Here is a 20,572-nt window from a genome sequence, read left to right on the forward strand (position 1 = left end):
ACCGCCCGCAGTACTCACCCGACAAGGAAAGCGCCACAGCCTCCCCTGCAGTCCGTGGCCGGTCGGAGTGTCGACATGGGTCAAACCAATAACAACGAACTGAAATAGAGGGATACTTAACCCATGATGAAAACATCATCCATTGCAGCTATGGTCGCCACAAGCGCCCTCTGGCTGTCCGCTCAGGCCTGGGGGCACAGTGCCATGTTCCCCGATGGCTTCGAATTCGACGAAAGCAACGGCGGGGGTGGCTTATCCCAGCCTCAGTCGCTGATGGAGTCGTCCTCACTGACCAACAATACCGCCACACCCTGTGTCAACGGGGATGCGGCTGGATACCCCTGTAAAAACGTAGATTTGCAGTCGTTTTTGCCCAAGGAAGATATGGGCGGTAACGCCTCCAATTTGACGGACATCTGGGGCTGGACCGATCCATCGACCGGCGATGAAATCGCCATCGTGGCGCGGACCAACGGCACATCGTTTGTGGACGTCACCGACCCGGTGAACCCGGTCTTCCTGGGCTTCCTGCCATCGCACAACAACGGCTCGGATTCCTGGCGCGACGTTAAAACCTATAACGACCATGCCTTTATCGTCGCCGACGGCAGCGGTAACAGCACGCACGGTCTGCAGGTGTTCGATTTAACGACCCTGCGTAATGTCACACCCGGCGGTACCCTGAGCGAGACCGCGCACCTGGGCGGCTTTGGCAATGCGCACAATATCGCCATCAACGAAGCCACCGGTTATGCCTATGTCGTCGGCAGCAACCAGTGCAGCGGCGGTCTCTACATGGTCGACATCTCCAGCCCGACCAGCCCGAGCTATGCCGGCTGTTTCTCCGGGGATGGCTATACCCACGATGCGCAATGCGTGATCTATAACGGCCCGGACAGCGACTACACCGGCCGTGAGATCTGTGTCGGCTACAATGAAGACACCATCACGCTGGTGGACGTCACCACCAAGACCAACCCGATGCAGATATCGCGCACGCCCTACCAGGGCTCGCAATACACGCACCAGGGCTGGTTCCTGGACGACAACCACGAAATGCTCATCATGAACGACGAACTGGATGAGCAACGCAACGGGCACAACACCACGTCCTACATCTACGATGTCAGCGACCTGGACTACCCGGTTGAAGTGGGTCGTTACGTCGGTCCGACCGAGGCCATCGACCACAACCTCTACACCCAGAACGGTTATGTGTTCGAGTCCAACTACCGGGCCGGTCTGCGCATTCTGGATGCCGCCGACATCGCCAACGGCAACCTGAGCGAAGTGGCCTACTTCGACACCATTCCAGGGTCGAACTCGGCGCAGTTCTCCGGTACCTGGAGTAACTACATCTACTTCGCCAGCGGCAACATCATCACCAGTGACATCGGCAACGGCCTGTTCACGGTGCGGCCGGACTGGGACGCCATCAACAATCCCGACCCGGATCCAGACCCGGACCCGACCTACTGCAGTGCCGCCGGCGATGACGCCAGCTACGAGTGGATCGGCCAGGTCGATGTCGGCAGCTTCAGCAATGCCTCCGGCTCCGCCACCTACAGCGACTTCACCAGCCAGGTGATCGATCTGGGTACGGGCGACACCGCCGTCACACTGACCCCCGATTTCGGTAGCAGCAGCTACCAGGAATACTGGAAGATCTGGATCGACCTGAATGGCGACGGCGACTTCGCCGACAGCGGCGAGGAAGTATTCACCTCCGGCGGTTCCTCAAGCAGTGCGGTCTCCGGCAACCTGACCGTGCCGAGCGGTACACCGGAAGGTGAAACCCGGATGCGTGTGGTCATGCGCTACAACGGCACGCCGTCCGCCTGCGGCTCGTTCAGCTACGGCGAAGTCGAAGACTACACGGTGAACATCGGCAGCGACGGTACCGACCCCGATCCGGGTCAGGACCGTTTCGAAAGCACCACGTCCTATGACATTCCGGACAACAACAGCACCGGCATCTACAGCCCGCTGTCGGTCAGCCGCACCGGCCAGTCTGGCACCGTCGACGTGACCGTGGACATCACCCACACCTATATCGGGGACCTGATCGTCGATCTGATTCATCCGGACGGTTCGGTGTTCAACCTGCACAACCGCAGCGGCGGTTCCGCCAACGACATTCTGGAAACCTACACGGTGAATGTCGGCAGCGCGGACTCGGCCGGCGACTGGCAGGTGCGGGTGCGCGATCGTGCGAATCGCGACATCGGCACGTTGAACGGTTGGGTGCTGCAGTTCTGACAGGCCCGTGATGCATCCCCGTACCGGTTGGGGGAGAACCGGTCGGGCGTGAGGTAACAGGGAGAGAGTCAAACCGTGGCCGCTGCGGCGGCCACGTATCCATCGATAATTTTTAGGAGAAGGGTCATGTCCCTGAACCCACTGAGAATTTGGTTGGGGGCCTTGATGTGTGTCTGGACATTTATTGCCCAGGCTGAAAGCGAGGCGCACCACCACGCAAGCGACACGGACGCCCAGGCTCTGATGCACAAGGCCGGACACATTCTGAGCCAGGCGCAAGCACTGGAGCTGGAATCCGTCGCCGTGTTTCGCAATGCCAACGACCTGCTGAATCGGATAAAAACGCTGCGGATGACCCAGCGGGAATTGGCCGGCACCGAACAGGAAGCGGCCTTTACCGACATGGTGAATGCCCTGAACACCCAGCGTGAACATTGGCAAACCCAGGGCGCCCATTTGCGTCGTTACAGCGGCGAACTGAAAACCGAAGCCCTGGGATTGATGGAAATCGGCTTCCGCCAGGCCTGGTCCGACAAAGTCAACCTGAGGGGGCCGATGCAGTTGATGCCCGAAAGCGGCCAGGTGATGGCGCACAACGCCCAGGTGCGCAGCGTTCACCCGACCATGCTGAACCGTATGGATGACGGACCCGACACCCGGCAGGACGCCGGCATGACCATGAGCATGCCCGGCATGAGTGGCCAACAGGCGCCCGAAGATCTGGATATATCCACCTTCCAGGCATCGCGCAATCTGAATTTTTTCGCGCACGTCGAACCGATCACCAAGCCGCACCCGATGGTGCCGCTGAATGAGATTCATGAATGGCGTCTATTGATTTCCGATGCCGACGGCCAACCGCTCACCGGCGCGAACATCGTCATCGACGGTCACATGCCCGGCCACGTACACGGCTTGCCGACGCAACCGCGCGTGACCACCGAAGTGGCCCCGGGTGAATACCTCATTGAAGGCATCAAATTCCAGATGACCGGCTGGTGGGTGATGCAAATCGACGTCACCCGGGGCGACATTCAGGATGCTTTGGTCTTCAACGTCGTACTGTAATTCCGTGCTCTCTCCCTGGGTAACGGGATAGAGCGGTCACCGTATTCCCTCTTCTGCGGGAGAGGGTTGGCACTGTAATCCCCTCTTCCAAGGGAGAGGGCTAGCACTGTATCCCCTCTCCCTCTGGGAGAGGGTTAGGGAGAGGGAAATGATCCGACCCGCTGTACTTTTTTTACTCTTGGCATTCACCCTGCCAACCACACAAGCCGAACAAAACCCCTACACCTTCACCGAGGCGGACATCCAGTTCCTGTCCATGTTCACCCTGGACAACCTACCGGACCTGCCCGATGCCCCCAGCAATCGCCTGGCCGACAACGACCAGGCCGCCCGTCTCGGTCACCAATTGTTTTTCGACACCGGCTTGAGCGCGAATGGCGAAGTCGCCTGTTCCACCTGCCATCAACCGGAACGCTATTTCACCGATGGCCTGCCGCAATCGCAAGCACTCGGCACCACCCGCCGCAATGCACCGTCGATTCCGAGCGCGCTGCACGGCCCCTGGCAATTCTGGGACGGCCGTACCGATAGCTTGTGGGCGCAGGCGCTCAGCCCGCTGGAAGACCTGAACGAACACGGCATGGACCGGACCTCGGCCGCGCGCTATTTCGTGACCGAATACCGCGACGAATACGAAGCCTTGTTCGGTGCCAGCGACGAAGCCGAACGCGTACGCGCACTGACTGAATCGGCCAGCCCAAAACAACCGGGCGAGCCCGCACAGGCTTGGTCCGACTTGGACGAAGCCGATCGCGATGCCGTGAACCGCGTCTTCGCTCAGCTCGGCAAAGTCATCATGGCCTACGAACGCAAACTCGACCTGGAACCAGCCCGATTCGACCGCTTCGTTAATGCCTTGCAGGAGGATAAAGAAGAATCCCGTTTACGGAATTTATTAACCGACGACGAAGTCAACGGCATGCGCCTGTTCATGGGCAAAGCCAACTGCGCCAGCTGCCACAACGGCCCGCTGTTCACCAACTTCGAATTCCACAACATCGGTGCTCCCGAAGCGGATCGGAAAAACGTCGACCTGGGGCGCTTTGAAGGCGTGGCGGAACTGCAGGACAACACCTTCACCTGCCTATCCGACTACAGCGACGCCGACCCGGAGCAATGCGAGGAAATGCGATTTTTAAAACAACAGGGCCCGGAATTGGTCGGCGCATTCAAAACCCCAAGCCTGCGCAACGTCAATGAGACCGCCCCCTACATGCAAGCCGGCCAGTTAGCGACCCTGATGGACGTCATCGCCCACTACAACACACCCACGCCCCCGTTCTACGACCGGGAACAACACCCCAGCCGACCGCACTTCGACATCCTGCCGTTGAAGCTGACAGTGGAAGAACAGGAGCAACTGGCGGCGTTCCTGGCAACTCTGACCTCACCCATCCCCGATCAGGATAAATGGTGGCAAGCTCCAACCAGGTAGGGCAGAAGAGCGTCAAGCGACATCTGCCGTTCCAACCATTGGCACAAAACGTGACAAGTAATCGGGCCGACCCAAGGCAGATATCGGCTCCACCTCTTCTGCCCTTCGAAGTGTGCCATTGCAAGCAAAAACCAGCGGCGGCACGGATATGTAGGGCAGAAGAGCGTCAAGCGACATCTGCCATTTCAACCATTGGCACAAAGCGTGACAAGTAATCGGGCCGACCTAAGGCAGATATCGGCTTCACCTCTTCAACCCTACGAAGTGAGCCATTGCAAGCAAATACCAGCGGCGGCGCGGATATGTAGGGCAGAAGAGCGTCAAGCGACATCTGCCATTTCAACCATTGGCACAAAGCGTGACAAGTAATCGGGCCGACCCAAGGCAGATATCGGCTTCACCTCTTCTGCCCTACGAAGTGAGCCACCGCAAGTAAAAGCCAGCATTTGCACGAACCTGTAGGGCAGAAGTGGTCCGACACATCGGGCGTCAAGCGACCTCCAATGTACAAACTCCAACTTTGTGATTGGCTTCAACATCACATTCTTTAATACCTGATACAGTGAGACGTTCAAGGATTATTGGTAAAGGAATACCCCATGCCTAATTACCGCAGAAGTCGATTGGCAGGCGGTACCTACTTCTTCACGGTCACACTCAAAGACCGGTCCAGCCGATTATTGACAGAGAACATCGAATCACTCAGATCGGCCATAAAGCAGACTCGTGAGAAATACCCATTCAAAATCGATTCCTGGGTTGTACTTCCTGAACACATGCACTGCATTTGGACCTTGCCCAAGAACGATGGGGATTATGATCTGCGTTTACGCCGACTGAAAACCCTGTTCACCTATCAACTAAAGCTGAGCGCTACAATTCATCCAAAACAGAAAGTCTGGCAACGTGGTTATTGGGAGCACACGATTCGCGATGATGAAGATTTCAAAGCACATGTAGATTACGTTCACATTAACCCGGTCAAACATGGGTGGGTAAATCGGATTATCGAATGGCCGTATTCCACTTTTCACCGCTATGTTCAATCGGGTGTCTATGCCCCGGATTGGGCCGGTGGATATGAAATCGGCCTGTCGATCCCCGTGGGGGAGTAGTTCACCCTTGTAGTGCAGAAGAGCGTTAAGCGAAAACTGCCGAAAGATCACCGGGGCGATCGTTGTGCCCATTGCCAACATCCGGAAGCGGCAGATATCGCTTGACGCTCTTCTGCCCTACAAACCCAACCCAACCCAACCCAACCCAAACCCCAAATGCAAACCCGACCCCAAACGGCCTATACTGACCCATCAACGTCACCGACATTGAGACTCCTGGTGCCTCGCGGCAAGCTGTCCAGGGAAAATCCAACCACACAATGGAGAGCCTGCCATGATCAAATCCAAAGCCGCCGTGGCCTGGGGGCCCGGCAAGCCGTTAAGCATCGAGGAAGTGGACGTCGCCGCGCCGAAGGCGGGTGAGGTGCTGGTGCGTATCGTCGCCAGCGGGGTCTGCCATACGGACGCCTTTACCCTGTCCGGTGAAGACCCGGAAGGCAACTGGCCCGCGATTCTGGGCCATGAGGGCGGTGGTATCGTCGAGGAAGTCGGCGAGGGCGTCTCTGGCCTGGCCGTCGGAGACCATGTCATTCCGCTGTACACACCCGAATGCGGCGAGTGCAAGTTCTGCCTCTCCGGCAAAACCAACCTCTGCCAGAGAATCCGTGCCACCCAGGGCCAGGGGTTGATGCCGGACAGCACCAGCCGCTTCTCGATCGGCGGCGAGATGATTCACCACTACATGGGGTGCTCGACCTTCTCCGAATACACGGTCCTGCCGGAAATCGCCCTGGCGAAAGTCAATAAGGCGGCGCCGCTGGAAGAAGTCTGTCTGTTGGGTTGCGGGGTGACCACCGGCATGGGCGCGGTGATGAACACGGCGAAAGTGGAACCCGGTTCGACCGTGGCGATCTTCGGTGTCGGCGGCATCGGTTTGTCGGCCATCATCGGCGCGACCATGGCGAAGGCCGAGCGCATCATCGCCATCGACATCAATGAGAAAAAGTTCGACCTGGCAAAAAAGCTGGGCGCGACCGATTGCATTAATCCACAGGACTATGACCGTCCGATCCAGGAAGTGATTGTCGACCTGACCGACGGCGGTGTGGACTATTCGTTCGAATGCATTGGCAACGTCAATGTCATGCGGTCGGCTTTGGAGTGCTGCCACAAGGGTTGGGGCGAATCGGTGATCATCGGTGTCGCCGGGGCCGGTCAGGAAATCAGCACCCGCCCGTTCCAGTTGGTGACCGGTCGGGTCTGGCGCGGGTCCGCTTTCGGGGGTGTCAAAGGCCGTTCGGAGTTGCCCGGCATCGTCGAGGATTACCTCGCCGGCAAGTTCCCGCTGCAGGATTTCATTACCCATACCATGGGGCTCGAAGACATCAACAAGGCGTTTGATCTGATGCACGAAGGGGAAAGCATCCGCAGTGTGATTCATTTCGACCGTTGAATTTAAGGTGACCGTGGTTCATCTCGGTTGCCGTGGCACTGTTCCCGTAGGGTGGGATGGTCCGACACGTCGGCTGCCCACCAGTATTGACAAGCAACCGGAGGAAGCAATGGACAGCGGGTGGATTGTGCAAAGCCAGCGTATCCTTCCATGGTGGGCATTGCCCACCCTACGATTGTTAGCACCGGCTACCGGTGATCCCCTTATGGGATATCCGTTGAATACTTTTTCCAACCGATCAGGAGCTCATCCATGACGATCGAAATCGCCAGCACCGCCAAGAGTTTCGGCGGCTGGCACAAGCAGGTTCAACACGAATCAAAGACGCTCCAGTGCACCATGCGGTTTGCCGTCTATATGCCGCCCAAGGCTGTATCGGGCGAACCGGTACCGGTGCTGTACTGGCTGTCGGGTCTGACCTGCACCGACGAGAACTTTATGCAGAAAGCCGGTGCCCACCGCATGGCCGCCGAACTCGGCATTGCCATTGTCGCACCGGACACCAGCCCGCGCGGCGATGATGTACCGGACGACCCCGATGGCGCGTACGATTTCGGGCATGGCGCTGGTTTTTACGTCAACGCCACGCAATCGCCCTGGAGCCGGCACTATCGCATGTACGACTATGTGGTGCATGAATTACCGGAAATCGTGGAAGCGGAATTTCCGGTCACCTCGACTCGCGCCATCAGCGGGCATTCGATGGGTGGGCATGGGGCCTTGATGATCGCCTTGCGGAATCCGGATCGGTTTACGTCAGTGTCGGCGTTCGCGCCGATTGTGAATCCGATTGATGTGCCCTGGGGACAGAAGGCGTTCTCGAATTATTTGGGGGACGATGCTGAGGCTTGGAAAGCCTATGACAGCTGTGTGTTGATGGCGAAGGCCGAGCAATTTGTTCCGGCTTTGGTGGATCAGGGGGATGCCGATGGGTTCCTGAACGAGCAGTTGCAGCCGGAAACATTACGCGCGGTGGCAGAGGAGCGGTCGTATCCGTTGGAGTTACGGATGCAGGAAGGGTACGACCACAGTTATTATTTTATTTCGAGTTTTATTGAGGATCACCTGCGGTTTCATAGCCGGTATTTGGGTGCGTAACCGCCGTTGAGATGGTGTTGGATTACGGCGCGCAGGCGCGCCTAATCCAACCTACTTGGTAACATTCGCTCTTTTGGATATGGGTTGTGTGGTGCCTTGGTATGCATATGGTGGGCGGTGCCCACCCTACGTCACTTGGCAGATAACGCCCTTCGGGCTCTTCTGCCCTACTTGTAGGTTGGGTTAGGCCGAAGGCCGTACCCAACACATCGACGGCATTGCGCGATGCTCTCGGTTCAATCCGGAAACACCACCGTCCGATCCCCGGTTAAAAACACCCGTTTTTCGGTGTGGTACCGCACCGCCCGGGCCAACGTCTGACTCTCGATGTCCTGTCCCTTGGCCACCAGATCCTCCGGATAGTGATTGTGATCCACCGCCTGTACGCCCTGTGAAATGATCGGGCCTTCATCCAGATCGTCGTTCACATAGTGCGCGGTGGCGCCCACTAACTTGACGCCCTTGGCCCAGGCCTGGTGGTACGGTTTGGCGCCCTTGAATCCGGGCAGTAGTGAATGGTGAATATTGATCGCCCAGCCATCCAGCTTGGCGGACAACTCCGACGACAGCACCTGCATGTAGCGCGCGAGCACGACCAGTTCGCAGTCGTACTCGTTGATCAAGCGCCAGACCTTGCCTTCCTGTTCCGGTTTGGTCTCCGGTGTGATCGGCAGATGGAAATACGGGATGCCGTGCCAGTCCGCCAGGTGTTTCAGGTCCGGGTGGTTGGAGATGATCAACGGAATCTCGATCGCCAGTTCACCGGTCCGGTAACGGTACAGCAGGTCGTTCAGGCAGTGATCGTATTTCGACACCAGGATCGCCGTGCGAGTCCGGTGGTCCGGCTCCGTCAGTTGCCACTGCATGTCGAAGCCGGCGGCGCGGGCGTCGAACAGCTCGCGGAATTTCTCCAGCGAGTGTTCGCCGCCGAGCGGCCGGAATTCGACGCGGATGCTGAAACTCTCCGTCGCCTTGTCGTCGAACGAATTCATCGTGACGATGTAGTTTTCCGTCTCCGCGAGACTGCGCGTAACGACATCCACAGTGCCCAGACGGCTCGGGCATTGAGCCGTCAGGATCCAGCGTTGCTCTTTGACGCCCATGGTTCGCGCCCTCAGCCTTCGACCGGGTTGGCCCGGCTCGGGTTGGACTGACGCGCCGCCGTGGCGGCATCGGGTTGGCCCAGGTGCAGGCCGTATTCGCCACTGGCATCCATCAGCCAACGCCAGATGTAATCGGCGAAGCTGCGCCGCACCACCAGCTCCCAGTCGTTCTCGCCGAGGCGGCGGATCGTCGCCTGGGATTTGGCCAGCACGGTGTTGACGATTTTACCGATCGGGAAGTTGCGATCGTGCACGTCGTAGGGGCAGCTCTTCATCAGGACAGACCGGGCTTCCGGTCCGGCAAGCCGGACCAGGGTCTGGCCGCCGCTGACATTGATCACCGCGTAATGACCGCTGAGGTGTTTGCGCAGTGTCGTTTCCATGGCGAACGCCTGGTCCCCGGGCCCGGTCAGCAGCCATTCGTCGGGCGCGATCCAACCGAGCGCCCAGTCGTCGGACTGGGTGCTTTGCAACGCCTCGGGCAAATCGAGCCCGGTCGCGGCTTCGATACCCTGGCGGAAGTCGGCGTTGTTGGCATCGCCGCGCAGCACCAGATGGGTTTTCAGGGCGTCCTCCCACAGGAACACGCCCGGGTTTTGCGGCGCCACCTTCGACGACTGATCCTGGTGCGCCAGGGGACTGCGCGCCGGAACATCCGCTGTCGGGCATTGGTCCATGATGGCCACCTGGGTGGCCTCGTCGACCGTCTTGTTGATCACTTCAGACATTTTGACGCTCCCCTTTCGGATCCAGGAATATGGTGCTGCAGATTTCGGCTTCGACGACACGGCCGTCGGTCAGAGGGTAGTACACGGTCTCGCCCATGCGATCGTGACCGCCTTTGACCACTCCCAGCGCAATCGATCGACCCAGGTTGGCGCTGTAGTAGCTGGAGGTGATGTGCCCCAGCATCGGCACCGGGATCGGGTGGTTCGGGTCGTCCACGGCCTGGGCACCCTCCGGCAATACGATGCTCGGATCCTTGGTTTTCAGCCCGACCAGTTGCTTGCGGTAGTCGCGCACACAGTCCTCGCGCTTCATGCCGCGCTTGCCGATGAAGCTGTACGGCTTGTCTTCCTTCACGGCCCAGCTCATGCCCAGATCGTACGGATGGACGGAACCGTCGGTGTCCTGGCCGGCGATGATGAAGCCTTTCTCGGCACGCAGGATGTGCATGGTCTCGGTGCCGTAGGGCGTCAGGTTGTACTTGGCGCCGTGTTCGAACAGCTTCTCCCAGACGTGCAGGCCATAGTTCGCCTGAACGTTGATTTCGTACGACAGCTCACCGGTGAAGGAAATGCGGAACACCCGTGCCGGTACGCCGGCCACGGTGCCCTGGCGCCAGTCCATGAACTTGAAGCTGTCGCGGTCCAGATTGATGTCGTCGGTCAATTCGGACAGCAGCTTGCGCGCGTTCGGCCCGGCGATGGTCATCGTCGCCCAATGGTCGGTGACGGTGTTCATGTACACCTCCATCTCCGGCCATTCGGTCTGGTGATAGAACTCAAGCCATTCCAGCACACCGGCGGCGCCACCGGTGGTGGTGGTCATCACGAAATGGTTTTCGCCCATGCAGGATGTCACACCGTCGTCGAACACCATGCCGTCTTCGTGGCACATCAGGCCGTAGCGGCACTTGCCGACCGGCAGCTTGGCCCAGGCGTTGGTGTAGACGCGGCCAAGGAACTCGCGCGCATCCTTGCCCTGGATGTCGATCTTGCCCAGCGTGGAGGCGTCCAGAATGCCGACGCTCTCACGCGTGGCCAGGCATTCGCGGTCCAGCGCCTGCTGCATGGTCTCGCCCGGTTTCGGGAAGTACCAGGGGCGTTTCCACTGGCCGACGTCCTCGAATTCGGCGCCTTGCTTGACGTGCCATTCGTGCATGGCGCTGTAGCGCATCGGGTCGAACAGATCGCGGCAATGGCGGCCGGCGATGGCGCCGAAGGTCACCGGTGTGTAGTTCGGCCGGAAAATCGTGGTGCCGGTTTCCGGGATCGTCTTGTTCATCGACTTGGCGGCGATCGCCATGCCGTTGATGTTGCCCAGCTTGCCCTGGTCGGTACCGAAGCCCATCGCCGTGTAGCGCTTGACGTGTTCGATGGACTCGAAGCCCTCGCGCGTCGCCAGTTCGATGGCGGCGGCGGTGACGTCGGTCTGGAAATCCACGAACTGCTTCGGCGCCCGGCTGTTGCGCTTTTTGTGCGGTACGCAGAACAGAGCCATTGGCTTGGCTTCCGGCCAGTGCTCGGTGCTCGGGGTTTTAACGGCCTGCGACGGGAAACCGGCCAGCGCGGCGGCCTCGGCGCCTTTTTGCGCGCCTTCCTTCAGGCATTCGTTCAAAGTGAAGGTTCCGGCCACGGCGCCGGCGACCAGTTGTTGCTGCACGGTCTTGCCCGGTACGAAGCCGATGACCTCGTCGTCCCAGACCGGTCGACTGCCGGTGTGACAGGACAGATGCAAAGCCGGGCTCCAACCGCCCGATGTGGCGATGGTGTCGCAATCCAGAACCCGACCACCACCGACGACTTTGTCGCCGGTGGGATCCAGTTGCGCAACAACGGCGCCGTCAACACGCTTGTTGCCGCGCGCTTCGATCACGCCCTGACCGAGCAGCAGCTTGATGCCGCGACGACGGGCCTCTTCCTGGTAGCGACCGCTTACATCGTGGCGCGAATCGACGATGGCAACGACCTCGCGGCCGGCGTCCTGCCAGTCGAAGGCGGTGCGGTAGGCGTAGTCGTTGCTGGTCATCAGCACCAGACGACGGCCGGGGGCGACCGCATATTGGTTGATGTAGGTGGACACAGCCGAGGCGACCATGCAACCGGGCACGTCGTTGTTGCCGTACACCAGCGGCCGCTCGTGCGCGCCGGTGGCCAACAGGACCCATTTGGCGCGGACGCGGTGCAGGCGCTGACGCGAGATGTTGTCCGGCGCTTTGTCGGCCAAGTGGTCGGTACGACGCTGATGAATCGTCAGGAAGTTATGGTCGTGATAGCCGTTGACCGTCGAACGCGGCAACAGTTGCACATGATCGTAACCGGCCAGTTCGTCCAGTGTGGCCTTGACCCAGTCGGCGGCTGCCTGGCCGTCCAACTGATCGCGCGTCGCCAGCAGCGAACCGCCCATCTCGGCCTGCTCGTCGGCCAGGATCACACGGGCCCCGGCCCGGGCGGCGGAGAGCGCCGCCGCCAGGCCGGTCGGGCCGGCACCGACGATCAGCACATCGGTGTGCTGGTTCATGTGGTCGTAAGTATCAGCGTCTTTCACGCGCGGTGACCGACCCAGACCCGCCGCCTTGCGGATGTATTTCTCGTAGGTTTCCCAGGCAGCCTGCGGGAACATGAAGGTCTTGTAGTAGAACCCGGGCGGCAGCATGCGGCCGAACACCTTGCTGAAGGTGCCCATAAAATCGAAGTTCAGGTTCGGCCAGCCGCTGGTCGGCTGGGCGACCAGGCCGTCGAAAATATCCTGCTGGGTGGCGCGCACGTTCGGCACCTGGGTCGCTTCGGTGGCACCGAGCTGAAAGACCGCGTTCGGCTCTTCCGCACCGGCGGCGACAATGCCGCGCGGACGGCTGTACTTGAAGCTGCGTCCGACCACGTCGACGCCGTTGGCCAGCAACGCCGAGGCGAGCGTATCGCCCCGGTACCCCTGATAGGATTGGCCGTTGAACTGGAAGGTGACCGGTTGGCTTCGATCGATGCGGCCACCGGTGTTGAGACGGTTGGTTTGTGTCATGGCGTCGCCTCTCAAGACAGCGGGTCGTTAGCGTGGGTGACCTCGGGAGTCGCACCCATCCGGTAGGATTCCTTGATCTCGTACGTCTGGGTGTCGCGCGTCACGTTGAAGAACTTGCGACAACCGATGGCATGCACCCAGATTTCATGGTGTATCCCGCGCGGGTTATCCCGGAAATACAGGTAGTTGCCCCATTCCTCGTCGGTGCACTCGTCCGGATTCTCCGGGCGCGCGAGGTGCGCCTGACCTTTGGGGTGGAACTCCTCTTCCTCCCGGTGTTCGCCGCAGTACGGACAATAGATGTAAAACATGCTGCCATTCCTCGCTCAGTGCGCGACGCCCGCGGCGCCGTGTTCGTCGACCAGGGCTCCGTTGTGGAAACGGAACATGGAAAAGGGTTTGGCCAGATCGTGGGCGACGCCCTTGGCCAGCGTCGCCGCGAACACATGGCCTGAACCGGGGGTCGCCTTGAAGCCGCCGGTGCCCCAGCCGCAATTGAAAAACAGGTTCTCGACCGGGGTGTCGGAAATGATCGGGCAGGCGTCCGGGCAGGTATCGACAATGCCGCCCCACTGGCGGTTCATCCGCACCCGGCTGAACATCGGGAACATCTCGACGATGGCCTGCAGCGTGTGTTCCACGGTCGGGTAGGAGCCGCGCTGGCCGTAGCCGTTGTAGCCGTCGATGCCGGCGCCGATGACCAGGTCGCCTTTGTCGGACTGGGAGATGTAGCCGTGTACGTGGTTGGACATGACCACGGTGTCCAGGATCGGCCGGATCGGTTCGGAGACCAGCGCCTGCAGCGGGTGGGACTCAATGGGCAATTTGAAGCCGGCCATTTCCGCCAGCACGCCCGAGTTACCGGCCACGACGCAGCCGACGCGCTCGCCCAGAATGGTACCGTGTTGTTTGGTCTTCACACCGACGGTTGCGCCGTCTTCGATCAGGATGTCGCTGACCTCGCACTGCTGAATCAAATCCACGCCCATGGCATCGGCCGCGCGGGCGAAGCCCCAGGCGACGGCGTCGTGCCGCGCCACACCGGCGCGCGGCTGCCAGGAGGCGCCGAGTACCGGATAGCGGGCGTTCGAGGAGCAATCCAGAATCGGCACGATCTCCTGCACGCCCTGGGCATCGAGCGCGTAGCTGTCGATGCCGTTCAGCCGGTTGGCGTTGACGCGGCGGTGGATGTCGCGCATGTCCTGCAGGGTATGGCCCAGGTTCAATACGCCGCGCTGGGAAAACATCAGGTTGTAGTTCAGGTCCTGCGACAGACCTTCCCACAACTTCATGGCGTGTTCATAGAGCCAGGCGGACTCGTCCCACAGGTAGTTCGAGCGCACGATGGTCGTGTTCCGCGCCGTGTTGCCACCGCCCAGGTAGCCCTTCTCGATGACCGCCACATTGGTGATGTTGTGTTCCTTGGCCAGGTAATAGGCCGTCGCCAGGCCATGGCCACCCCCGCCGACGATGATCACGTCGTACTTCTTTTTCGGTTTGGGGCTGCGCCAGACCCGTTGCCAGTTCTCGTGATAGGTCAGGGCGTGTTTCAGCAGTCCGAAGCCGGAATATTTCTGCATGTTCGGGTCCTCTCAGGTGGCCACCGGATGGGCTGTCGCCGTGGGTGGATCAGGGCTCGACGTCTGTGACTGTCCCACCATGCCCGAGCCTCGGGTGTGGGACAAGATGAAGGGATGGTATGCCCCCACCCCCGGATTCATCTGCTTGCCCACGACACCGGGGTGATGATTTGCGACAGGGGGTGGGGAAGGACCGTAGGGCCGAAGAGGCTACGCCGATATCGGCCGTTTATACCGGTGGCGATGGGCGGGATATTGCCATCGGTATTACCCACGGCCGATATCGGCGGAGCCTCTTCGGCCCTACGATTGAACGCACAATTGATGTAGGACAACCCAACCCATCCCACCCGAATTAAACTTTCCGCATCACACCCTCAATGAGACCACCCCCATGAACACCCTGGTCCTCTACTACAGCCGAACCGGCAACAACCGCTACCTGGCCGAACACGTCGCCAGCCACCTGAACGCCGACCTCGAAGCCATTCGGCCTCGGCTGGGCGGGTTGTTGTTCCAGATCCTGTTCAGCTTTCTGCCGTTCTCGCCGGGCATTCGACCGCTGACACACGACGTTCAACAGTACGACCGTCTGGTGGTGTGCGGCCCGGTCTGGATGGGACGCCTGATCGCACCGCTTCGAACCGCCCTGAAGCGGTATGGGACCCAGGTCGATGAAGTCGACTTCGCCACCTGCTGTGGCAGCGTTGATGCGGACAAGGACGGTACCTTTGGGTATGAAGGTGTGTTCAGACAGGTGCGCACTTTGCTGGGTGATCGGTGCCGGCAATGCGCGGCCTTTCCGGTGGTGCTGACCCTGCCCGAGGACAAGCGCAAGGATGACGAAGCGGTGATGAACGCCCTCTTGTCGGATGAGAGTTTCGGGCCGGAGTTGCAGAGTCGGCTGGATGATTTTCTGACACGACTGGCGTGATGGCACGATTGTAGGGCAGAAGAGGCCTAGCCGACATCGGCCGCTTCCAGCGGTGGCGGTGGATCGGCTACTGGCACCGTATCCTACTCACGGCAGATATCGGCTAAGCCTCTTCTGCCCTACACATTCAATACCCAGTCTTTCTCAACACTCAATCACATTGACCGCCAACCCACCGCGCGACGTTTCCTTGTACTTGTCCAGCATGTCCCGACCGGTATCCCGCATCGTGCGAATCACCTTGTCCAGCGACACGAAATGCTCACCGTTCCCGCGCAGAGCCATTACAGCGGCATTGATTGCCTTGACCGCGCCCACCGCGTTGCGTTCGATACAGGGCACCTGGACCAGCCCGCCGATCGGATCGCACGTCAGCCCCAGGTGGTGTTCCATACCGATCTCGGCGGCGTTCTCGATCTGTTCGGCCGTTGCGCCGGTCGCGGCGGCGAGTCCTCCGGCGGCCATGGCGCAGGCGGAACCGACTTCGCCCTGGCAGCCGACTTCGGCACCGGAGATCGAGGCGTTTTCCTTGAACAGGATGCCGATGGCGGCGGCCGTTAACAGGAAGCGTATGACGCCCTCTTCGGTGGCGTTCGGGCACCAGTTCCAGTAGTAGTGCAACACGGCCGGGATGATGCCGGCGGCGCCGTTGGTGGGGGCGGTCACCATGCGGCCACCGGCGGCGTTTTCTTCGTTCACCGCGAGGGCGTAGAGATTGACCCAGTCCATGGCGCTGAGCGATGGGGAGATCAGATCCTGTCGGTCGGCTTCCATCAGCGACGCGTAAAGTGTCGCCGCACGACGCTTCACCTTCAGCCCGCCGGGTAAAATGCCTTCGTTCCTGATGCCGTTCTGCACGCATTCCTGCATGACCTGCCAGATGTGCAGAATGCCTTCGCGGATCTCGGTCTCGCTGCGCCAGACCTGTTCGTTGGCCATCATGATTTCGGGGATGGTCAAGCCGGAGTATTTGCATTGCTCCAGCAAGTGGGCTGCGGTCTTGAACGGATAGGGCAGCGGTGTCTTGTCCTCGACGATGCGGTCGGCGCCCGCCGCTTTTTCGTCGACGACGAATCCGCCACCGACCGAATAGTAGGTGCGTTGCCGCAGTATCCCGCCTTGCTCGTCGAAGGCGGTGAACATCATGCCGTTCGGGTGGTAGGGCAGGGTTTCTTTCCGGTGATAGGTGAGGTCGCTTTTCTCATCAAAGGTGATCGGGTGTTCACCGTTTAGCAGCAGTTCACCCTGGGTGCGGATCTCGTCCGTGCGCGGCGGCAGGATCGCCGGGTCGATGGCGTCCGGCCTGTGACCTTCCAGACCCATTAAGACCGCCGGGCCGGTGCCGTGGCCTTTGCCGGTGGCACCGAGGGAGCCGTACAGCTGGATGTCGATGCGGGCGACATTGGTAAGCAGGTCGGATTTTTTCAGGCCGCGGACGAAGCGGCGCGCGGCGGCCATCGGGCCAACCGTATGGGAGCTGGATGGGCCGATGCCGATTTTCAACATGTCGAATAGACTGATGGCCACGGTGGTTCTCCCCTGGTTTGTCTCAGTGGTTGGGTTTCGTTGGGAGGCAGGAACCCGCGCTGGCTACCCGGTATGCTCATTAGAGGTCGGCGTGAACCCATCCATGGGGCCTAGACCGCAGCATCCATGCTGCGGACTCCCTCTAATGAGCATACCGGGCATCCATCGCTAGCCTCTGGGCAACACAAATCAAAAAAATTTAACTGTAAGCCGGAAAATCCCGACACAGCTGACTTACTTTCTCCCGCACTTCATTGATCACAGAACTGGCGTCACCCGCCTGCAATCCATCGAGGATGTCGGCGATCCAACCCGCCAGAGCACGGGATTCGTTTTCCTGCAATCCCCGCGTGGTGATCACCGGTGACCCGATGCGCAGACCGGACGTGACGAACGGGGACTGTGGATCGTTCGGGACGGCGTTTTTGTTGACGGTGATGTGGGCGTCACCAAGGGCGGCGTCGGCGTCTTTTCCGGTCAGGCCCTGTTTGACCAGGCTGAGCAGGAAGAGGTGGTTGTCGGTGCCGCCGGAGACGACGTCGTAGCCGCGTTCGATGAAGACGTCGGCCATGGCCTGGGCGTTGCGGACGACCTGTTGCTGGTAGGCCTGGAAGTCGGGTTCGGCGGCTTCCTTGAAGGCGACGGCCTTGCCGGCGATGACGTGCATCAGGGGCCCGCCCTGGCCGGCGGGGAAGACGGCTGAATTGAACTTTTTCTCAAGCTCGGGCTGACCCTGGCTCAGGATCAGGCCGCCGCGCGGGCCGCGCAGGGTTTTGTGCGTGGTGGTGGTGACGACATGCGCATGCGGCAGCGGGTTGGGATAGACGCCGGCGGCGACGAGGCCGGCGACGTGGGCCATGTCGACCATCAGGTAAGCGCCGACGCTGTCGGCGATCTCGCGGAAGCGGGCCCAGTCGACGACGCGAGAGTAGGCGGAGAAGCCGGCGACGATCATGCCGGGTTTGTGTTCCTTGGCCAGGGCTTCGACCTGGTCGTAGTCGATTTCGCCGGTGGCTTCGTTCAGGCCGTATTGGACGGCGTTGTACAACTTGCCGGAGAAGCTGACGTGGGCGCCATGGGTCAGGTGGCCGCCATGGGCGAGGCTCATGCCGAGCACGGTGTCGCCCGCGTTGAGCAGCGCCATGTAGACGGCGGCGTTGGCCTGGGAGCCGGAGTGCGGCTGGACGTTGGCGTAGTCGGCGCCGAACAGGGCCTTGGCGCGGTCGATGGCCAGCTGTTCCACCCGGTCGACGTGTTCGCACCCGCCGTAGTAGCGCTTGGCGGGGTAGCCTTCGGCGTATTTGTTGGTCAGGCAGGAGCCCTGGGCTTCCATCACCACGGGGCTGGTGTAGTTTTCGGAAGCGATCAGTTCGAGGTGGTCTTCCTGGCGTATCGCTTCATCCTGCATGGCCGCCCAGAGGGTGTCGTCGTATGAGGCAAGGGTTCTGGTTTTATCGAACATGGCTGCGAATTCCTGTTGGGTGAGTGCGAACCTGACGGGCCAGGCGCGGTTGTGATTGGAGGGGATAGTAGGCCGGTGCCGGTACGATGATCTGCTTTGGCACGACATGGTGGCGATGATTTGCGACAGAGTGGCCCGGATCGGGTTGGGGGCAGGGTCGTAGGGCAGAAGTGGTACGTCTGGTCCGGCATCCCGGCATCGGGTGACAGCGTTATCTGCCGCGGTAGGCTATTAAGCCAGTGGACGTACCACCGGCACATTCGTCTACCCACGGCAGATATCGGCAAAGCCTCTTCTGCCCTACTAATTACAACGCGGACTGGGTCAGGTTCTTGAGGACTGTGTCGCTGTACCAACCCAGGAAGTTGATGACGCCGAACTCGAACGTCTCGGAATAAGGGCCGGGTTGATACGCCAGCGAGTTGATCCCCAACTGGTTTTGCTCCGCCAGTTCCCGGTCCTGCTTGTTGGTCTGGTCCCAGACATGGCGCAACCGCTCCAAGTCGTAGTCCTGGCCTTCGACGGCGTCCTTGTGCACCAGCCATTTGGTAGTGACCAGTGTCTTCTGCGCCGATATCGGCTGAACCTGGAAGACGATGGCGTGGTCGCTCTGCATGTGGTTCCAGGAATTCGGCAGGTGCAGAATCCGCATGGACCCGAGGTTCTGGTTCTGGATGCGGCCGAGTTTCCTGGTGCAGGCCGGCTTGCCGTCCATGGTCATCACCGAGGTGCCTTCCTTCAGCGGCATGCGGACGAGGCGGTTGCGCAGGCCGAATTCGACGTGCTTGTGGGGTATACCTTCCTGGTCCCATTCGGCGGCCTGGCGTTCGCACAGCGCCTTGAATTCGGGCGTGGCGCGCGGGTCGTTGGTGTCGTCCCATTCCAGCAGGGTGCGCAGCAGTTCCGGGTGGGAACCGGAGCAGTGGTAGCACTCGCGGTTGTTCTCGATCACCAGCTTCCAGTTGGCGTTTTCCTCCAGTGTGGATTCGGCCGCAACCTTGGCGTTCTCCATGTCGTAGGGTTCCATGTAGGTGGCCAGGGTGTCGAGATAGTCGTCGATTTCCGGCGGTTCGCCTTCCGCCAGGCACACATAGATGAAGCCGCCGGCGGTCTTGCAATGCGCGGGTTTCAGACCATGCTCGCCCTTATCGAAAGAGTCGCCCATTTCGGTACCGGCGAACAGCAGGTTGCCTTTCAGGTCGTAGGTCCACTGGTGGTAGGGGCAGGTCAGGTTGGCGACCTTGCCCTGCTTGCCGGTGCAGATACGCGAGCCCCGATGACGGCAGACGTTGTGAAAGGCGCGGACCTCGCCATCCCGGTCACGCACGACCAGAACCGGGTTCTGACCGATCTCCACCGTCATATAGGCGCCCGGTGTCGGCACCTCGCAGGTCATGCCGACAAAGAGCCACTCTTTCATGAACACCTCTTCCATATCCACACGGAACAGGAAGGGGTCGTTATACAGCGACTGCGGCAGGGACAGGTTTCCGGGGCGCTCCTTCAGCAACCGGCTCATGTCCTGCCGAGCTTCCCCGAGGTGGTGGTATTTGAGATTGAGCAGATCGAATTCGGTCATTTGGAGCGATTCCTGTAAAAGGCGATGTAAGCCGGCTCGGCACCGGCCGCCGTTGTGGATACCCGCGCCACGTCGACATCGTCGGTGGCGTCCGAAAAGCGACCTCATTTTCAGTGTGGGTATTGGTGTCTATTTGTCCATTCGCGACATTCCCGCGCAACTTTTCGACTCGGTTGGGGCGGATGTCGCGGGTAGACTCGGCGGTTGGAGAAGTTGATCAACGGTATGTCGTAATTGGTTAACTGGCCGGTGTCGGTTTTCATGAGAATGTCGGGGCA

15 protein-coding genes are annotated in these 20,572 nt (G+C 60.4%); 7 read left to right on the forward strand and 8 right to left on the reverse strand.

Annotated features, from left to right (window positions below):
* The first annotated feature begins 123 nt into the window (after window positions 1-123).
* The 6 genes from IE111_RS12725 to fghA all read left to right on the forward strand — a co-directional run bounded on the left by IE111_RS12725 (window position 124) and on the right by fghA (window position 8,368).
* A complete protein-coding gene (locus IE111_RS12725) occupies window positions 124-2,259 on the forward strand; it encodes a choice-of-anchor B family protein (RefSeq protein WP_229805346.1) in 2,136 nt (711 codons plus the stop codon).
* 126 nt (window positions 2,260-2,385) lie between these two features.
* The gene (locus tag IE111_RS12730) at window positions 2,386-3,327 is read left to right on the forward strand and encodes a FixH family protein (protein ID WP_189609247.1); all 942 of its coding nucleotides are present in this window, start codon (window positions 2,386-2,388) and stop codon (window positions 3,325-3,327) included.
* A 148-nt stretch (window positions 3,328-3,475) separates the two neighbouring features.
* Window positions 3,476-4,762, forward strand: a complete 1,287-nt coding sequence (locus IE111_RS12735) for a cytochrome-c peroxidase (protein ID WP_189609248.1) — start codon at window positions 3,476-3,478, stop codon at window positions 4,760-4,762.
* A gap of 599 nt (window positions 4,763-5,361) precedes the next feature.
* Window positions 5,362-5,877, forward strand: coding sequence for an REP-associated tyrosine transposase (locus IE111_RS12740; RefSeq protein WP_189609251.1), 516 nt, complete (start codon window positions 5,362-5,364; stop codon window positions 5,875-5,877).
* Window positions 5,878-6,154: 277 nt separating this feature from the next.
* Window positions 6,155-7,270 carry an S-(hydroxymethyl)glutathione dehydrogenase/class III alcohol dehydrogenase gene (locus IE111_RS12745; protein WP_189609781.1) on the forward strand — a complete coding sequence of 372 codons (1,116 nt, stop codon included), beginning with the start codon at window positions 6,155-6,157 and terminating at the stop codon, window positions 7,268-7,270.
* Between the two features lie 252 nt (window positions 7,271-7,522).
* Window positions 7,523-8,368, forward strand: a complete 846-nt coding sequence (gene fghA / locus IE111_RS12750; RefSeq protein WP_189609252.1) for an S-formylglutathione hydrolase — start codon at window positions 7,523-7,525, stop codon at window positions 8,366-8,368.
* Between the two features lie 236 nt (window positions 8,369-8,604).
* On the opposite strand, the gene purU is transcribed toward fghA, so the two are convergent.
* From purU to IE111_RS12775, 5 genes are read right to left on the reverse strand one after another with little or no spacing between them, the layout of a single operon-like run.
* Entirely contained in the window at window positions 8,605-9,471 is an 867-nt protein-coding gene (purU, locus tag IE111_RS12755; RefSeq protein ID WP_189609254.1) for a formyltetrahydrofolate deformylase, read from the reverse strand.
* A gap of 11 nt (window positions 9,472-9,482) precedes the next feature.
* Window positions 9,483-10,199: a sarcosine oxidase subunit gamma gene (locus IE111_RS12760; RefSeq protein WP_189609256.1), complete on the reverse strand. Its 717-nt coding sequence runs from the start codon at window positions 10,197-10,199 to the stop codon at window positions 9,483-9,485.
* A complete protein-coding gene (locus IE111_RS12765) occupies window positions 10,192-13,212 on the reverse strand; it encodes a sarcosine oxidase subunit alpha (RefSeq protein ID WP_189609258.1) in 3,021 nt (1,006 codons plus the stop codon). The genes IE111_RS12760 and IE111_RS12765 overlap by 8 nt, the downstream gene beginning before the upstream one ends.
* An 11-nt stretch (window positions 13,213-13,223) precedes the next feature.
* On the reverse strand, window positions 13,224-13,523 hold the full coding sequence (locus IE111_RS12770; RefSeq protein ID WP_189609261.1) for a sarcosine oxidase subunit delta: 300 nt from the start codon (window positions 13,521-13,523) through the stop codon (window positions 13,224-13,226).
* Window positions 13,524-13,538: 15 nt separating this feature from the next.
* Complete coding sequence (locus IE111_RS12775; RefSeq protein ID WP_189609262.1) at window positions 13,539-14,792, reverse strand: sarcosine oxidase subunit beta family protein; 1,254 nt, start codon at window positions 14,790-14,792, stop codon at window positions 13,539-13,541.
* A gap of 394 nt (window positions 14,793-15,186) precedes the next feature.
* Here IE111_RS12775 and IE111_RS12780 point away from each other — a divergent pair, with 394 nt between their 5' ends.
* The gene (locus IE111_RS12780; RefSeq protein ID WP_189609265.1) at window positions 15,187-15,726 is read left to right on the forward strand and encodes a flavodoxin family protein; all 540 of its coding nucleotides are present in this window, start codon (window positions 15,187-15,189) and stop codon (window positions 15,724-15,726) included.
* A 144-nt stretch (window positions 15,727-15,870) separates the two neighbouring features.
* On the opposite strand, the gene IE111_RS12785 is transcribed toward IE111_RS12780, so the two are convergent.
* The 3 genes from IE111_RS12785 to gbca form a co-directional block, all read right to left on the reverse strand.
* Entirely contained in the window at window positions 15,871-17,253 is a 1,383-nt protein-coding gene (locus IE111_RS12785) for an L-serine ammonia-lyase (protein WP_268245029.1), read from the reverse strand.
* Window positions 17,254-17,452: 199 nt separating this feature from the next.
* Window positions 17,453-18,715 (reverse strand): serine hydroxymethyltransferase, encoded by a 1,263-nt coding sequence (gene glyA, locus IE111_RS12790; RefSeq protein WP_189609267.1) that lies wholly within the window; start codon window positions 18,713-18,715, stop codon window positions 17,453-17,455.
* A gap of 307 nt (window positions 18,716-19,022) precedes the next feature.
* Window positions 19,023-20,294 (reverse strand): glycine betaine monooxygenase oxygenase subunit, encoded by a 1,272-nt coding sequence (gene gbca, locus IE111_RS12795; protein WP_189609269.1) that lies wholly within the window; start codon window positions 20,292-20,294, stop codon window positions 19,023-19,025.
* Window positions 20,295-20,572: the final 278 nt, after the last annotated feature.

The organism is Saccharospirillum salsuginis (assembly GCF_014651855.1).
Taxonomy (GTDB): domain Bacteria; phylum Pseudomonadota; class Gammaproteobacteria; order Pseudomonadales; family Natronospirillaceae; genus Saccharospirillum; species Saccharospirillum salsuginis.

What these genes read in the sequence shown, in the direction of transcription:
- IE111_RS12725 (WP_229805346.1), top strand. Translation starts at nt 124, where the DNA reads ATGATGAAAACATCATCCATTGCAGCTATGGTCGCCACAAGCGCCCTC.
- IE111_RS12730 (WP_189609247.1), top strand. Translation starts at nt 2,386, where the DNA reads ATGTCCCTGAACCCACTGAGAATTTGGTTGGGGGCCTTGATGTGTGTC.
- IE111_RS12735 (WP_189609248.1), top strand. Translation starts at nt 3,476, where the DNA reads ATGATCCGACCCGCTGTACTTTTTTTACTCTTGGCATTCACCCTGCCA.
- IE111_RS12740 (WP_189609251.1), top strand. Translation starts at nt 5,362, where the DNA reads ATGCCTAATTACCGCAGAAGTCGATTGGCAGGCGGTACCTACTTCTTC.
- fghA (WP_189609252.1), top strand. Translation starts at nt 7,523, where the DNA reads ATGACGATCGAAATCGCCAGCACCGCCAAGAGTTTCGGCGGCTGGCAC.
- purU (WP_189609254.1), bottom strand. Translation starts at nt 9,471, where the DNA reads ATGGGCGTCAAAGAGCAACGCTGGATCCTGACGGCTCAATGCCCGAGC.
- IE111_RS12760 (WP_189609256.1), bottom strand. Translation starts at nt 10,199, where the DNA reads ATGTCTGAAGTGATCAACAAGACGGTCGACGAGGCCACCCAGGTGGCC.
- IE111_RS12765 (WP_189609258.1), bottom strand. Translation starts at nt 13,212, where the DNA reads ATGACACAAACCAACCGTCTCAACACCGGTGGCCGCATCGATCGAAGC.
- IE111_RS12770 (WP_189609261.1), bottom strand. Translation starts at nt 13,523, where the DNA reads ATGTTTTACATCTATTGTCCGTACTGCGGCGAACACCGGGAGGAAGAG.
- IE111_RS12775 (WP_189609262.1), bottom strand. Translation starts at nt 14,792, where the DNA reads ATGCAGAAATATTCCGGCTTCGGACTGCTGAAACACGCCCTGACCTAT.
- IE111_RS12780 (WP_189609265.1), top strand. Translation starts at nt 15,187, where the DNA reads ATGAACACCCTGGTCCTCTACTACAGCCGAACCGGCAACAACCGCTAC.
- glyA (WP_189609267.1), bottom strand. Translation starts at nt 18,715, where the DNA reads ATGTTCGATAAAACCAGAACCCTTGCCTCATACGACGACACCCTCTGG.
- gbca (WP_189609269.1), bottom strand. Translation starts at nt 20,294, where the DNA reads ATGACCGAATTCGATCTGCTCAATCTCAAATACCACCACCTCGGGGAA.